General features: G+C 73.1%; 16 protein-coding genes. 8 read left to right on the top strand and 8 right to left on the bottom strand.

The features are described 5' to 3' along the window. Positions 1–8: 8 nt before the first annotated feature. From FB157_RS47275 to alr, 4 genes are all read right to left on the bottom strand, one after another. On the bottom strand, positions 9–185 hold the full coding sequence (locus tag FB157_RS47275; protein ID WP_186581501.1) for a hypothetical protein: 177 nt from the start codon (positions 183–185) through the stop codon (positions 9–11). A gap of 128 nt (positions 186–313) precedes the next feature. After that, on the bottom strand, positions 314–826 hold the full coding sequence (tsaE, locus tag FB157_RS14120) for a tRNA (adenosine(37)-N6)-threonylcarbamoyltransferase complex ATPase subunit type 1 TsaE (protein WP_145879518.1): 513 nt from the start codon (positions 824–826) through the stop codon (positions 314–316). Then, positions 792–2,051 (bottom strand): alpha/beta fold hydrolase, encoded by a 1,260-nt coding sequence (locus tag FB157_RS14115; RefSeq protein WP_145879516.1) that lies wholly within the window; start codon positions 2,049–2,051, stop codon positions 792–794. Before FB157_RS14115 ends, tsaE begins: the two co-directional genes overlap by 35 nt. Positions 2,052–2,190: 139 nt before the next feature. Then, on the bottom strand, positions 2,191–3,357 hold the full coding sequence (gene alr, locus FB157_RS14110) for an alanine racemase (RefSeq protein WP_145879514.1): 1,167 nt from the start codon (positions 3,355–3,357) through the stop codon (positions 2,191–2,193). Between the two features lie 307 nt (positions 3,358–3,664). Here alr and FB157_RS14105 point away from each other — a divergent pair, with 307 nt between their 5' ends. The 3 genes from FB157_RS14105 to FB157_RS14095 are packed head-to-tail and all read left to right on the top strand — an operon-like array spanning position 3,665 to position 6,335. Then, entirely contained in the window at positions 3,665–4,456 is a 792-nt protein-coding gene (locus tag FB157_RS14105) for a CPBP family intramembrane glutamic endopeptidase (RefSeq protein ID WP_145879512.1), read from the top strand. 20 nt (positions 4,457–4,476) lie between these two features. After that, complete coding sequence (locus tag FB157_RS14100; protein ID WP_261386310.1) at positions 4,477–5,739, top strand: sensor histidine kinase; 1,263 nt, start codon at positions 4,477–4,479, stop codon at positions 5,737–5,739. Continuing rightward, complete coding sequence (locus FB157_RS14095) at positions 5,691–6,335, top strand: response regulator transcription factor (protein ID WP_145879509.1); 645 nt, start codon at positions 5,691–5,693, stop codon at positions 6,333–6,335. Before FB157_RS14100 ends, FB157_RS14095 begins: the two co-directional genes overlap by 49 nt. A gap of 89 nt (positions 6,336–6,424) precedes the next feature. Here the strand turns inward: FB157_RS14095 and FB157_RS14090 are convergent, their stop codons facing one another. Then, a complete protein-coding gene (locus FB157_RS14090; protein WP_186581500.1) occupies positions 6,425–7,858 on the bottom strand; it encodes an NAD(P)H-hydrate dehydratase in 1,434 nt (477 codons plus the stop codon). A gap of 46 nt (positions 7,859–7,904) precedes the next feature. After that, positions 7,905–8,276, bottom strand: coding sequence for a holo-ACP synthase (locus FB157_RS14085; RefSeq protein WP_145879508.1), 372 nt, complete (start codon positions 8,274–8,276; stop codon positions 7,905–7,907). On the opposite strand from FB157_RS14085, the gene FB157_RS49640 reads away from it, so the two are divergent. After that, entirely contained in the window at positions 8,266–8,754 is a 489-nt protein-coding gene (locus FB157_RS49640) for a hypothetical protein (protein ID WP_398946662.1), read from the top strand. The two genes, FB157_RS14085 and FB157_RS49640, sit on opposite strands and share 11 nt — an antisense overlap. A 24-nt stretch (positions 8,755–8,778) precedes the next feature. Here FB157_RS49640 and glmS read toward each other — a convergent pair whose 3' ends face one another. Next, positions 8,779–10,626, bottom strand: a complete 1,848-nt coding sequence (glmS, locus tag FB157_RS14075) for a glutamine--fructose-6-phosphate transaminase (isomerizing) (RefSeq protein WP_145879506.1) — start codon at positions 10,624–10,626, stop codon at positions 8,779–8,781. 208 nt (positions 10,627–10,834) lie between these two features. Between glmS and FB157_RS14070 the strand changes: the two genes are divergently transcribed. Continuing rightward, the gene (locus FB157_RS14070; protein ID WP_145879504.1) at positions 10,835–11,413 is read left to right on the top strand and encodes a carboxymuconolactone decarboxylase family protein; all 579 of its coding nucleotides are present in this window, start codon (positions 10,835–10,837) and stop codon (positions 11,411–11,413) included. Then, a complete protein-coding gene (locus FB157_RS14065) occupies positions 11,410–12,276 on the top strand; it encodes an RNA polymerase sigma-70 factor (RefSeq protein WP_145879501.1) in 867 nt (288 codons plus the stop codon). The genes FB157_RS14070 and FB157_RS14065 overlap by 4 nt, the downstream gene beginning before the upstream one ends. On the opposite strand, the gene sigJ is transcribed toward FB157_RS14065, so the two are convergent. Then, positions 12,266–13,228, bottom strand: coding sequence for an RNA polymerase sigma factor SigJ (gene sigJ / locus FB157_RS14060; RefSeq protein WP_145879499.1), 963 nt, complete (start codon positions 13,226–13,228; stop codon positions 12,266–12,268). The two genes, FB157_RS14065 and sigJ, sit on opposite strands and share 11 nt — an antisense overlap. Before the next feature lie 149 nt (positions 13,229–13,377). Between sigJ and FB157_RS14055 the strand changes: the two genes are divergently transcribed. Next, complete coding sequence (locus tag FB157_RS14055) at positions 13,378–13,758, top strand: DoxX family protein (RefSeq protein WP_145879497.1); 381 nt, start codon at positions 13,378–13,380, stop codon at positions 13,756–13,758. A gap of 36 nt (positions 13,759–13,794) precedes the next feature. Further along, positions 13,795–14,241 carry a nuclear transport factor 2 family protein gene (locus tag FB157_RS14050; protein ID WP_145879495.1) on the top strand — a complete coding sequence of 149 codons (447 nt, stop codon included), beginning with the start codon at positions 13,795–13,797 and terminating at the stop codon, positions 14,239–14,241. Positions 14,242–14,567 lie beyond the last annotated feature (326 nt).

Genomic DNA, 14,567 nt, shown 5'->3' with positions numbered 1-14,567 from the left:
CCCCGCGGCTACGCGGCCCGGCGGTGCCCCTGGCCCCCGTCCCGGTCGGTCTTCTCGGGCTCCGGCCGGCGCGGTGGTCTGGAGACCGCGTCGGCGGCCGCGCACGACGCCAGCAGGTCACGCATGGACACCGCGGAGACCGCGACCGGCTCGGCCGGCTGCGCGGTGGGTCGAGAAGCGGGCATGGACGCCTCCTGACGTGCGGGGGCGGGGCGTAGTTAGGCACACCTAACCACGGGCTGGCTACCATGTGACCACGCCCGGGACATCCGGCGCAACACGTTGCCGACGGCTTGTCGGAAAATGCGGCGGATCAGGCGTCGAGCGCGTCCAGACCGGCCTCGGCCCAGCGCCGGCCGAGCCCGCTCAGCGTCACGTGCCGTACCTCGTCCGTGGTGTCACCGACGGCCCGGTGGATGACGACCTGCAACCGGTCCTCGGTCAGGTCCTCGACCTTGCCCTCGCCCCACTCCACGACGATCACCGAGTCGGTCAGCGAGACGTCGAGGTCCAGGTCCTCCATCTCGTCGAGGCCGCCGCCGAGCCGGTAGGCGTCGACGTGGACGAGCGGCGGGCCGTCGCCGAGGGAGGGGTGCACCCGGGCGATCACGAAGGTCGGCGAGGTGACCGCGCCACGGACCCCCAGCCCCTCGCCGAGCCCTCGGGTCAGCGTCGTCTTGCCCGCGCCCAGCTCCCCGGTGAGCATCACCAGGTCGCCCGCGCGCAGCAGCTTGGCCAGCCGGCGGCCCAGCTCCCGCATCTGCTCGGGGGAGGTGATGGTCAGCCGGGTCTCAGCGGGGTTGTGCGGTGCTGCTGGTGCTTCCATAGCCACTTACGGTAGCTCCTGCGGGCACGGCACCCGCGCGGGTGAGCAGGTCGGCGAGCCGGTCGGTGACCACTTCCGGGTGTTCCAGCATGACCAGGTGCCCGGCGTCCGGCACGAGCACCAGCTCGGCCTCCGGCAGCAGGTCGGCGATGGCCTCGCTGTGCTCGCTGGGCGTGACCAGGTCCCGCACTCCGGCCAGTACCAGCACCGGGAAGTCCCGGAAGCAGCCGAGCGCCTCGGTCTTGTCGTGGTCGGTGAAGGCCGGGTAGAACTCGGCGACCACGTCGATCGGCGTGGACTCGATCATCCGCTCGGCGAACCGCTCGACGGCCGGGTCGACGTCCCGGGTCGCGAACGAGTACCGCTTGATGATCCCGGCGAACAGGTCGGCGGTGGCCCGGCGGCCCTTCTCCACCAGCTCCGCCTGCTGGCCGAGCGCCTTCAGCACTCCGGGGAGGATCCGGCGCACCGCGTTGACGCCGGCCAGGGGCAGCCCGAAGTTGACCTCGCCGAGCCGCCCGGACGACGTGCCGACGAAGGCGGTGGCGACCACCCGGTCCCGGATCAGCTCCGGGAACTGGTCGGCCAGCGCCATGATCGTCATCCCGCCCATGGAGTGGCCGACCAGCACGATCGGCCCGTTCGGCACGGCCGCGTCCAGGACCGCCTTCAGATCGCGGCCGAGCTGCTCGATGGCGACGGCCACACCGTCCTGGGTCTGGACGACGCCCCGCCCGGACCGCCCGTGGCTGCGCTGGTCCCAGTGCACGGTGCGCACGACCCCGCGCAGGGCCGCGCGCTGGAAGTGCCAGGAGTCCTGGTTGAGGCAGTAGCCGTGGCTGAAGACGACGGTGACCGGGGCGGGCGCCTTGCGGCCGAAGAGCCGGCGGCGGCGCGGGGAGACGTTCGGGCCGGGGTCGGGTTCGACGTCGTCGACCTCGTAGTACAGCTCGGTGCCGTCGTCGGCGTACGCCCTGCCCGGGGTGCCGCGCAGGGCGCCGTAGGGGCCCGCCGAGTCCAGCGCCAGCCGTGCCTTGCGCCGCATCCCGCGGCCCACGGTCATCCGCTCGATGGCGACACCGGCGGCCGCGCCCGCGGCGAGCACGCCTATCGCGGCACCGGCGATGCCGGTCGCCCTGCGCCAGCTGCCGGCCGCCTCCGCGGCGGAGGCGGCGGCCGCCGAGGCGACGATGTCCGCCACGGCCTCCGCACTGCTCTCGCTCACGTACCGCTCCTCTTCGCCGTACTGCAGTTCGCTGGGTGAATGAAAACAGGTGATGCCGGTGTGGCTGTGGTGCGGGTGTGGTGCGTGGTGCCGGTCGTGACAGGAGCAACCGGGCGCGCGGCGCCCGTCCCAGAAGGGGCTACCCCTCTTCTTCCCCGTTCACATAGACGCGAGGAACGCGCGTTCCGATCCGCGTGACGATTTCGTACGCGATCGTGCCGCAGGCCTGCGCCCAGTCCTCGGCGGTCGGCTCGCCCCGGTCGCCGGGCCCGAACAGCACCGCCTCCGCGCCCACCGGGGGCTCGTCCCCGCCGAGGTCGACCACGAACTGGTCCATCGCGACCCGTCCGGCGACGGTCCGCCACTTGCCGTCGACCAGCACCGGACCGGTGCCGGAGGCGTGCCGGGGAATGCCGTCCGCGTAGCCGACGGGGACGAGACCGAGGGTGGTCTCGCCGGCGGTGACGTAGTGGTGGCCGTAACTGACGCCGTGCCCGCCGGGCACGTGCTTGACCAGCGCCAGCGACGCGCTCAGCGTCATCACCGGCCGCAGGCCGAAGTCGGCCGGGGCGCCGATCTCCGGGCTGGGCGAGACGCCGTACATGGCGATACCCGGACGGACCAGGTCGAAGTGGGTCTCCGGAAGGGTCAGCGTGGCCGGGGAGTTGGCGAGGTGCCGCACCTCGGGGCGCACGCCCTGCTCCTCGGCGTACGCCACCATCTCCCGGAACAGGGCGAGCTGGGCGGCGATGGACGGGTGCCCGGGTTCGTCGGCGCACGCGAAGTGGGACCACAGACCGGTCACCCGGACCAGCCCCTCGCGCTCGGCGCGCAGGGCCTCGCGGACCAGTTCGGGCCAGTCGGCGGGCTGGCAGCCGTTGCGGCCGAGCCCGGTGTCGGCCTTCAGCTGCACCCGCGCGGGCCGTCCCGCCTGCCGGGCGGCCTCCGTCACCTCCCGCAGCGCCCACATCCCGCTGAGCGAGACGTCGATGTCGGCCTCGACGGCCTGCCGCCAGGGCCCGCCGGGCACCCACAGCCAGCACAGGACACGCGTGTCCAGGCCGGCGGCGCGCAGGGCGAGTGCCTCCTCGGGCGTGGCCGTGCCGAGCCAGGCGGCCCCCGCCTCGACGGCCGCGCGGGCGCACGGCACGGCCCCGTGGCCGTAGGCGTCGGACTTGACGACGGCCATCAGGGCAGCGCCCTTCGCCCGGGCACGCAGGGCCCGCACATTGGCGCGCAGGGCGGCCAGATCGATCTCGGCCCGGGCGCGCAGGGGCGCGGTCGGCACAGCTGCAGTCTCACTCATGGCGCCCCCAGTGTCTCAGAGGCCCGTGCGGGCTCCCGGTGCAGCATCGGGTACCGGGCCGGCGCCCCCGCTCCCCGGCCTCCTCCGCCTTGCCGGACTTGCCGGGCTTGCCGGGCTCGCGATGGCGGGCAGCACCGCGACGTCTCCATGGGTGATTCGTCCGCTGATCATGCGATCAGCCGAACGCGCGGCCCCGGCCGGTCCCGGATGCCGCGCGGACGGGTCACCCGGGGGTGCACCTGGGTACACCCCGGTTCGGCAGGCAGGTTCAGTCCGCGCACGTCACCGCCCCGGCATCGTCGAGGTCATGCAGACGACACGAACGACACAGACGAGACACACGAGACAGCGGTGGAAGGTCCCGGCAGGGGTCCATCTGGTGGTCGCCTTCCTGGCGGCCTGGGCGCTGGGAGCCGTGCAGCCGGCCACCGGGATTCCCACGGAGGTCGTCCAGCTGACCCAGTTCGGCCCTGCGCTGGGCGTGGCCCTGGCGGCTCTGCTGTGGCCGTCCCGGACACGCGAGCTGCTCGCCGGTTCCGCGGGGCATCCGGTCTCCCCCTGGCGGCAGTTGCTCGCCACACCCCTCCTGATCATCCTCCTCTCGGCGGGCCCGTACGCCCTCCTCACCGGCGCCGCCCACGCCACCGACCCACGCGGCCTGCACCATCCCTTCCTCCTCATCGCCCTCGCCCAACTGGTCGGCGCCTGCGGCGAGGAGATCGGCTGGCGCTGCTTCCTGCAGCCCCTGCTGCGCACCCGCTTGGGCCCGCTCGCCGCGTCGGTCGCGGTCGGAGCGGTGTGGGGCCTGTGGCACGTCCAGGCGCTGGCTCAGAGCCCGGCCTACGCGGCGGGCTTCCTGCTCGCCACGATCGCCATGTCCGTCGTCCTGGGTCTGGCCCTGGAGGAGGCCGGGGGACTGCGGCGCCTGCTTCTCGCGGGCGGCTTCCACGCCCTGGTCAACCTCGGAATGCTGCTGTTCATGGACGAGGAGACGGGCAGGGCGCTGCCGATGGTCCTGTTCGGGCTGGCCTGCGCGGTGGCGGCGGTGCCATGGGTGTGGCGCGGGCGGGAGGTTACGATCCCGGCGGCCGTGGGGTGAGGGGGCGTGGGGTGCGGGGTTTGCGGCGCGCGGACTGGGTCGCTCTCTGGCGGTGCCAGTTGACCGGGCTGGCCGGTTTTCTCGTGGTCGGGGCCGCGCTGTCGGCCGGCGCGGCGCTGACGCTGCTGCCGCTCGGCATCGGCTTCCGGGTGCTGCCCGCGGCCGCCGGGCTGCTGCGCCGCGTGTCCGACACGTACCGGGCCCGCGCGGCCCGCTGGACCGGCCGTCCCCTCAGCGCTCCCGACCCCCTCCCCCGCGGCACGTCGGCCCGCCGCAGCAGCGCCGCGATCCTCGGGGACGACGGCTTCTGGCACGACCTGCGCTGGGCCTGGCTCGAGCCGTGGACGGGCGGGGTGCTGGCGGCGGTTCCGCTCGCGCTGGTCGAGTACGGGGTGTTCGGCGCGCTGGTCCAGCCCTTCGTCTGGCGCCTGCTGGGCGACGGCAACTGGTACGCGTTCGTACCGGTCACCTCCACGGCCACCATGCTGATGGCCCTGCTCCTCGGTCTGGCCCTCATCGTGACGGGCCTGCGCCTGGCGCCGGTCATGGCGGGCCTGCACGCCCGTCTCACCCGACGCCTCCTCGCCGCCCCGCGCACCACCGAACTGGCCCGCCGCGTGAGCCGGCTGACGGACACCCGGGCCGCCGCGCTGGACGTGCACGCGGCCGAACTCACCCGTATCGAACGGGACCTGCACGACGGCGCCCAGGCGCGCCTGGTGGCCCTGGGCCTCACCCTGGGCGAGGCGACCCGGCTGCTGGACACCGACCCCGGGACCGCGCGCACCCTCCTCATGGACGTCCGCGCCCTGTCCGCACGGGCGTTGCAGGACCTGCGCGACCTGGTCCACGGCATCCATCCCCCGGTCCTGGCGGACCGGGGCCTCGGCGACGCGGTCCGCTCCCTGGCCCTGGACAGCCACCTGGACGTCGACGTGGACGTGCACCTGCCCCCGGAACGTCTTCCCGCGCCCGTCGAGTCGGCGGCCTACTTCGCGGTGTCCGAACTCCTCACGAACGCGGCCAAGCACGCGGACGCGCGCCGGGTCGACATCGCCCTCGGCCACGACGGCACGCAGCTACGGGTGACGGTGACCGACGACGGCCACGGCGGTGCCGACCCGTCGGCCGGAACCGGACTGACCGGCGTACGGCGCCGGTTGGATACCTTCGACGGCACGCTCGCCCTGCACAGCCCGCCGGGCGGCCCGACCACCGCGACCCTGGAGATCCCGTGCGCGTCGTCCTCGCCGAAGACCTCTTCCTCCTCCGCGACGGCCTGACCCGCACCCTGCGCGAGCACGGCTGCGAGGTCGTGGCCTCGGTGGACAACGGGCCCGCGCTGGTACGGGCGCTGCGTGAGACGGACCTGGACGTCGCGGTGATCGACATCCGGCTGCCGCCGACCCACACGGACGAGGGCCTGAAGGCGGCCCTGGAGGCCCGCCGCACCCGACCGCGGCTGCCGGTCCTGATCCTCTCCCAGTACGTCGACCAGCTCTACGCCCATGAACTCCTCGCCTCCGGCGAGGGCGCCGTCGGCTATCTCCTCAAGGACCGCGTCACCCACACGGCGCAGTTCGTCGACGCCCTGCACACGGTCGCCGCCGGCGGCACGGTGATGGACCCCCAGGTCATCGCCAAGCTCCTGACGCGCAGCGAGAAACGGGGCCGCACGGACTCGCTGACCCCCCGCGAGCACGAGGTCCTCGCCCTCATGGCCGAGGGCCGCTCCAACACGGCCGTCGCCGGCACCCTCCACATCAGCGAGAGCGCGGTGGCCAAGCACATCGCGTCGATCTTCGCCAAGCTGGGGATGGAGCAGTCACCGCAGGACAATCGGCGGGTGCTGGCGGTACTGGCCTATCTGAAGGGCTGAGTGACGGTCCCTCGGCCGCTGGCCGACAGCCACCGTCCGGTGCCCCGCCCGGCGCGGGTGGGCGAAGCCGCCTCCCGGCCGGCCACGGCTCACCCGCGCACATCCCGCCACGCCTCCGGGATCCTGTCCGCGACGTCGTGGGCCCCGGCCGGTGCCCCGTCGGCGGCGAAACGGCCCGCCAGGCCATGGAGATACGCCGCCACACTCCCCGCGTCCGACGCGGACAGCCCCGCTGCCAGCAGCGACCCGGCCAGCCCCGACAGCACGTCCCCGCTCCCGGCCGTGGCCAGCCACCCCGTCCCCGTGGCGTTCACCCGCACCGCTCCGCCGCCGGAGTCCGCCACCAACGTGGTGGACCCCTTCAGCAGCACGGTCGCCCGGTACACCGCGGCCAGCTCCCGCGCCGAGGCCAGCCGGGCCCCCTCGACCTCCTCCCGCGGCACCCCGAGCAACGCCGCCGCCTCCCCGGCATGCGGAGTCATCAGCGTCGGTGCCGTACGTCCGCGCACGGCGTTCCGCTCGGCCAGCCGCAGCCCGTCGGCGTCGAGCAGCACCGGCACCTCGGTGGACAGCACCTCCGCCACGGTCGCCGCGTCGTCCCCGGCACCCGGCCCGACCACCCAGGCCTGCACCCGGCCGGCCTTGGCAGGACCCTGGTCGGACACGAGGGTCTCCGGGAAACGGGCGATGACCGCCTGTGCCGCGGGCCCGACGTACCGCACGGCCCCCGCCCCGCCCCGCAGCGCCCCGGACACGGCCAGCACGGCGGCCCCCGGATAGCGCGCGGACCCCGCCGCGATCCCGACCACGCCCCGCCGGTACTTGTCGCTCTCCGCGGCCGGCAGCGGCAACAGCCGCGCCACGTCCGCGTGCTGCAACGCCTCCAGCTCGGCGTCCGGCGGCAGTTCGAGCCCGATGTCGACGAGCCGCACCGACCCGGCGTACTCCCGCGCGGGGTCGACCAGCAGCCCCGGCTTGTGCGTCCCGAAGGTGACGGTGAGGTCGGCCCGCAGCGCCGCCCCCCGCACCTCTCCCGTGTCCGCCTCGACCCCGCTCGGCAGGTCCACGGCGACGACGACGGCCCGCGAGCGCTCGACGGCAACCGCCAGCGCCTGCGCGTCCGGCCGCAGTCCGCCCTTGCCCCCGATCCCGACGATGCCGTCCACGACGAGGTCGGCCCGCTCGACGGCCTCCTCGGCGGCGCCGTCGGCAGTCACCCGTCCACCCGCCCGGAGCAACGCCGCGAGCCCCCCGGAGTGGGTCCGCTCGGGCCGCGCCAGCAGTACGGCCGTGACCCCGGCCCCCCGCCGCGCCAGCCGCGCCCCGGCGTACAGCGCGTCGCCGCCGTTGTCCCCGCTGCCGACGAGCAGCACCACCCGGCTGCCGTAGACCCGCCCGAGCAGGTCCGCACAGGCAGCGGCCAGCCCCGCGGCGGCCCGCTGCATCAGCGCACCCTCCGGAAGCCGCGCCATCAGCTCCCGCTCGGCCGCCCTCACCGTCTCCACGCTGTACGCAGTACGCATGGCATCGAGTCTGCCCCGGAAACCCCTGCCGCCACACCCGGGAGCGTCACCCCTCGGCGACCACCACGGCCGACGCGATCCCCGCGTCATGGCTGAGCGACACGTGCCAGGACCGCACCCCGAGTTCCGCGGCCCGCGCGGCCACGGTGCCCTTCACCCGCAGCCGGGGCTGCCCGCTGTCCTCGACGAACACCTCGGCGTCGGTCCAGTGCAGCCCGGGCGGCGCACCCAGCGCCTTGGCCAGCGCCTCCTTGGCGGCGAACCGCGCCGCGAGCGACGCGATGCCCCGCCGCTCCCCGCTCGGCAGCAACAACTCACTCTCGACGAAAAGCCGATCGGCCAGCCCAGGCGTCCGGTCCAGCGACGCCCGGAACCGGTCGATCTCGGCTACGTCGATTCCGACCCCGATGATGCTCATCCGTGCACTCTACGATCCGTCCGGCGACCGCGGGCTCGGCTCCCCGGTGACCGGATGTTCCGCCTCTCGCCGACGGCTGCCACCCCCTCAGGTCGGCACAGGACCGAGCCAGGGCCGAAGCCCTCAAGAACGCCCCAGAAACCGAGCCTCCTCGCGTCACGGCTCCCTGCTAAGGGGCGACGCCGACTTCGCCACCCTCACCGCGTACGCCGACGCGCTGCCCGAGAAGCAGGACGCAGTGGTCGGCGCCTTCGTCGACACGCTCGCCGGGCTGCGCGCGGGCCGCATCGAGCAGGCCGAACTGGACTCGGTGCGCAGCAAGTTGCCCAAGCGGTACGACACACCCGACCTCGGCGCCGCCAAGCTGCCCTCGGACGCGCTCGGCCCACTCGGCGTGGACGCACCTGACCCGCGCGATCCTGCCGGCCGCCCTGGCGATCGCCTACACCCGCAGGGCGTACCGCTACGCCAAGCGTGACCGCGGCTGACCGGGGAACGCCCGCTACTCCACCGTCACCGACTTGGCCAGGTTCCGGGGCTGGTCCACCTCGTTGCCGCGGGCGGTGGCCAGCTCGCAGGCGAACACCTGCAGCGGCACCGTCGCCACCATCGGCTGCAGCAGCGTCGGCGTGGCCGGGATCCGGATCAGGTGGTCGGCGTACGGGACCACCGCCTCGTCCCCCTCCTCCGCGATCACGATCGTCCGCGCACCCCGTGCCCGGATCTCCTGCATGTTGGACACGATCTTGTCGTGCAGGACGGACCGGCCGCGCGGCGACGGAACGACGACCACCACCGGCACGTCCTCCTCGATCAGCGCGATCGGACCGTGCTTCAACTCGCCCGCCGCGAAGCCCTCGGCGTGCATGTAGGCGAGCTCCTTGAGCTTGAGGGCCCCTTCGAGGGCGACCGGATAGCCCACGTGCCGGCCCAGGAACAGCACCGTGTTCTTGCCGGCCAGGGACCGGGCGAGGGACCGTACCGGCTCCATCGTCTCCAGCACGCGCTCGACCTCGCCCGAGATCTGCGACAGGTCCCGGATCACGGCACGGATCTCGTCGCCCCACTTGGTGCCCCGCACCTGGCCCAGGTACAGGGCCACCAGGTAGCACGCCACCAGCTGCGTCAGGAACGCCTTGGTGGAGGCGACGGCCACCTCGGGCCCGGCGTGCGTGTACAGCACGGCGTCCGACTCGCGGGGGATCGTCGAACCGTTGGTGTTGCAGATGGCCAGGACCTTCGAGCCCTGCTCCCGCGCGTGCCGGAGCGCCATCAGGGTGTCCATGGTCTCGCCGGACTGGGAGATGGCGATCACCAGGGAGCGGCCGTCCAGGATCGGGTCCCGGTAGCGGAACTCGCTGGCCAGTTCCACCTCGCACGGGATCCGGGTCCAGTGCTCGATGGCGTACTTGGCGATCAGGCCGGCGTGGAAGGCCGTACCGCACGCGACGATGACGACCTTGTCCACCTCGCGCAGCTCGGACGGCGAGATCCGCACCTCGTCCAGGGTCAGTGAACCGGCCGCGTCGATTCGGCCCAGGAGCGTGTCGGCGACCGCCTTCGGCTGCTCGGCGATCTCCTTGAGCATGAAGTAGTCGTAGCCGCCCTTCTCGGCGGCCGAGGCGTCCCAGTCGACGTGGTAGGAGCGCACGTCCGCCTCGCGGCCGTCGAAGCCCGTCACCTTCACGCCGTCCCGGCGCAGCTCCACCACCTGGTCCTGGCCGAGCTCGATCGCCGAGCGGGTGTGGGCGATGAACGCGGCGACGTCGGAGGCCAGGAACGCCTCGCCCTCCCCCACGCCCACCACGAGCGGGGAGTTCCGGCGCGCGCCGACGACCACGTCGGGCTCGTCGGCGTGCACCGCGACCAGTGTGAACGCGCCCTCCAGGCGCCGGCACACCAGCCGCATGGCCTCGGCGAGATCGGCGCACGCCGAGAACTCCTCGGCCAGCAGGTGCGCGACCACCTCGGTGTCCGTCTCGGACGACAGCTCGTGTCCCCGCTCGGCCAGCTCGGCCCGCAGCAGGGCGAAGTTCTCGATGATGCCGTTGTGGACGACCGCCACCCGGCCGGCGTTGTCGAGATGCGGGTGCGCGTTCGCGTCCGTCGGGCCGCCGTGGGTGGCCCAGCGCGTGTGGCCGATGCCCGTCGAGCCCGCCGGAAGCGGCCGGTCGACCAGTTCCTTCTCCAGGTTGACGAGCTTCCCGGCCTTCTTCCCGGCGGCCAGCCCGCCGTCCGCCAGCACGGCGACGCCCGCCGAGTCGTAACCCCGGTACTCCAGCCGCTTCAGCCCGGCCATCACGACCTCGAGCGCCGACTGCGACCCTACGTATCCCACGATTCCGCACATGACCGGCAGCCTACGGGCCGACGAGCGGCACAAGTGGCCTTCGCCTGCCCGAAATCGGAAATTCCCGCAGGGGTACGAAGCTCTACGGCGGTCCGGATCATCAACTCGGCGGGTGTCACATGCGCGGGTCCGGCGGTGTCTTCATGTCGAACGGCCCGACAGCCCGGCAGCTGAACTGCCCGGCAGGCAGAAGTCCGAGGAGGACACCATGACGCCACGCATTCCGAAGGCGGAGCTCGACCCCGAGCTGAAGGAGAACCTGACCAAGCAGCTCGGTGCCGTGCCCGAGCCCGTCGAGGTGGTGTTCAACAACCCCGACGTCGCCCTGGCCACCATGGATTTCTCGGCCAGGGTCGCTGCCTGGAACGCGGCCGACGCGAGCCTCAAGTCGTTCGCGCACATGGCCGTCTCGGCACAGGTCGGCTGCAGCTGGTGCCTCGACATCGGCTACTTCCAGGCGCAGAACCAGAACCTGGACCTGGCCAAGGCGAGCCAGGTGCCGCGCTGGCGGGAGTCGGACGTGTTCACCCCGCTGGAGCGGGACGTGATGGAGTACGCCGAGGCCATGACGAACACGCCGACGACCGTCACCGACGAGCTGTCCGCGAGCCTGCTCGACCGGCTCGGCCCGGCGGCGCTGGTCGAGCTGACCGTGTTCATCGCCTTCGCCAACTTCGCGACCAGGAGCAACACGGCGCACGGGATCACGTCGCAGGGCTACTCCGACGCGTGCGCGATTCCCCTGGCCGCGCGGCCCGCCGACCCCGGCGCGGCGTCCGGCGCATGACCGAGGACCCGTTCGTCGCCCATCGCAGCCTGCTGTTCACGGTCGCCTACGAGATGCTCGGGTCGGCGGCCGACGCGGAGGACGTGCTGCAGGAGTCCTGGCTGCGGTGGGCCGGCGTCGATCGGGCGCAGGTGCGTGACCCGCGGGGCTACCTGGTCCGGACGGTCACCCGGCAGGCGCTCAACCGGCTGCGGGCCCTGTCGCGCAGCCGCGAGGACTACGTGGGCCAGTGGCTGCCGGAACCCCTGCTGACCAGCCCCGATGTCGCCGAGGACGTCGAACTGGCGGAGAACGTCTCGATCGCGGTACTGACCGTGCTCGAAACGCTCGCCCCGACCGAGCGGGCGGTCTTCGTGCTGCGCGAGGTCTTCGACCTGCCGTACGGCGAGATCGCCGAGGCCGTCGGGAAGTCGGCGGCCGCGGTGCGACAGATCGCCCGCCGGGCCCGCGAGCATGTGGCGGCCCGGCGCCCGCGGGTGCAGGTGAGCCGGTCGGAACAGCGGGCGGTGGTGGAGCGGTTCCTGGCCGCGCTGCGCACCGGGCATCTTCAGGAGCTGATGGAGGTCATGGCGCCGGACGTGGTCATGATCGCCGACGGTGGCGGGTTCGTGGCCGCCGCGCCGGCCCCGGTCCACGGCGCCGGGCTCGTCGCGCCGCTGCTCGCGCGCGCGAGCCGGGTGGTGGCCGGGTTCGAGGCGACGGACGTGTGGCTCAACGGCGCCCCCGCGGGACGGCTCACGTTCGACGGCGAGCCGTCCGCGGTGAGCCTCTCGGTCGAGAACGGGCGGATCACCCGGATCTACGTGGTGCGCAACCCGCGGAAGCTGACGCGGCTGGACGAACCGTCCGAACTCACCAGGTAGGCCCGCCTCCCGGGGCCGTCCAGGGCCGGAGCTTCTCCGGGTTCCGGACGGCCCAGATGCGGTGGATCCGGTCGCCCACGACGTCGAGGGCCAGCACCGCCACGGTGACGCCGTCCTGCTGGACGACGACTCCGGGCTGGCCGTTGACCGTACGCTCCAGGACGGTCATGCCGACCGCCCGGGCGGAGAGGTCGACGAGGTAGCGCGCGACCTGCTCACCGCCGTCGACGGGGAGCAGCGCGGCCTGGGCGAGGCCGCCGCCGTCCGCGATCGCCGTGACGTCGGGGTCGAGGAGGCCGATGAGCGCGTCGATGTCCTGGGCTTCCCAGGCCCGCTTGAAGTCCCTGACGACGTCGGCGCGCGGGGCAGCGTGAGTCCCGGCAGCCACGGGAGCCTGCGAGGCACGCATGCGTCGGCGGGCCGACGAGGCCAGCTGGCGGCATGCCGCCGGGCTGCGGCCGACGATCTCGGCCACTTCGGCGAAGGGATAGCGGAAGACGTCGTGCAGGATGAACGCGACGCGCTCGGCCGGGGTCATCGCTTCCAGCACGACGAGGAAGGCCATGTTGACCGACTCGTCGAGGGTGACGCGGTCGGCCGGGTCGACGGCGCCGCCGCCCGGCCGCCCGCTGATCCACTCCGTCCGGTCGGGCAGCGGCTCCGGGATCCACGCGCCCACATAGCGTTCCCGCCTCACCCGTGCCGAGCGCAGCAGGTCCAGGCAGATACGGCCGGCGACCTTCGTCAGCCAGGCGCCCGGGGAGTCGATGGCGTCCCGCTGCTCCGCGGACATGGCGTACCAGCGCACGTACGTCTCCTGCACGACGTCCTCGGCGTCGGCCAGCGAGCCGAGGAGCCGGTACCCGAGATTGATCAGCTGACGCCGCTCGCTGGTGATCGCGCTCAGGCCCGGATCGAGCGGGCCGTCGGCAGGCCCGGACTGTGTGCTCATGTGTCGCCGTCTCCCTCGGTCGTATCCGCACTCACCGGTACGACGGGACAGCGCACCGGACTGTGACGTGGGCGCGCCACCTCACATCCCGAGGAGCCGTGCCGTCGTACCGCTGAGACCGACACATCCACTCCCCTGGGAGAACCCTCGTGAACATCGCTCTGTGGATCACTGCGGCGCTGCTGGCCGTGGGCTCCCTGGCCGGCGGCGCCATGCTGCTGATCCGGTCCAGGCAGCAGCTGGCCACCTCCGGCTGGGCCTGGGTCGAGGACTTCGGCGACGGCACCGTCAAGGTCATCGGCGCCCTCAAGGTCCTGGCCGCGGCGGGCCTGATCCTGCCCGCCGCGCTCCACGTCGCGCCGGTCCTGGTGCCGCTGGCCGCCGTCGGCTGGGTGCTGCTGATGACCGGCGCGGTGATCACGCACCTGCGCCGCCAGGAGGCCCAGGCCGTCGCGGTGAACCTGGTCCTGCTCGCCCTGGCCGCCTTCGTGGCGTGGGGCCGCTTCGGCCCCCATTCCTTCACCGGCTGACGCGCTTCGACACTTCGACACGAGAAGAGAGAACTGATGAGCGACCTCCAGTCCCTCGCGGACCGCTTCGAGATCGAGGCCCTGCGCGGTGAGTTCACCGACGCGGGGATGATGCGCGACTACGACCGCTTCGCCGCCCTGTTCACCGAGGACGGCGTCTGGCGGATACCCGGCGTCGCCGAGTTCACCGGCCGGGCGGACATCCGCGCCGGGATCGAGCGGCTGCAGGGCTTCTGGGACTACTTCGTGCAGAACGTGCACCCGGGCACGATCCGGCTCACGGGCGACGCCGCGGAAGGCCGCGCGTACATCGCGGAGTTCGGGCGCATGCGCGACGGCACCTCGCACGCGAACCACTCCGTCTACCACGACCGCTACCGCCGCACCCCGGACGGCTGGCGGTTCACGGAACGCGTCTACGAGGTCAGGTACGCCGACAACTCCCCGCTGACGGGCTCGGCGCCCGGCCCTTCGGCCACGTGACGCACCCCATGGCCACCCGGCCGGCATTACCAGGGGCGAAAATCGGCCAACTCTGAGCGGTCGACGCTTACCGACGTGCCGCCCGCGCACACATGAAGTGCACAGAAACTCCATAGATGGGCGGACTCGGTGCTCGGCCTGCGGGCCACCGGACGCAGGAAGATTCCGGCCACCGCCCGCCCGCCCAGAACGAACCCCTGTACGCCCCCGTTCGCACCTGCGTATGGTGGCGCCGCGCATGACGGGAACCTGACCAGTCCACCGTCGCGCACATCGCACAGCGACCGGGGGAACGCCGTCGCTCACGGGGAGGGGTTGCATCGCCA

The organism is Streptomyces sp. BK340 (assembly GCF_007827595.1).
GTDB lineage: Bacteria > Actinomycetota > Actinomycetes > Streptomycetales > Streptomycetaceae > Streptomyces.
Note: the sequence above shows the minus strand (reverse complement) of the source record. Positions and strands in the feature narration are given on the sequence as shown.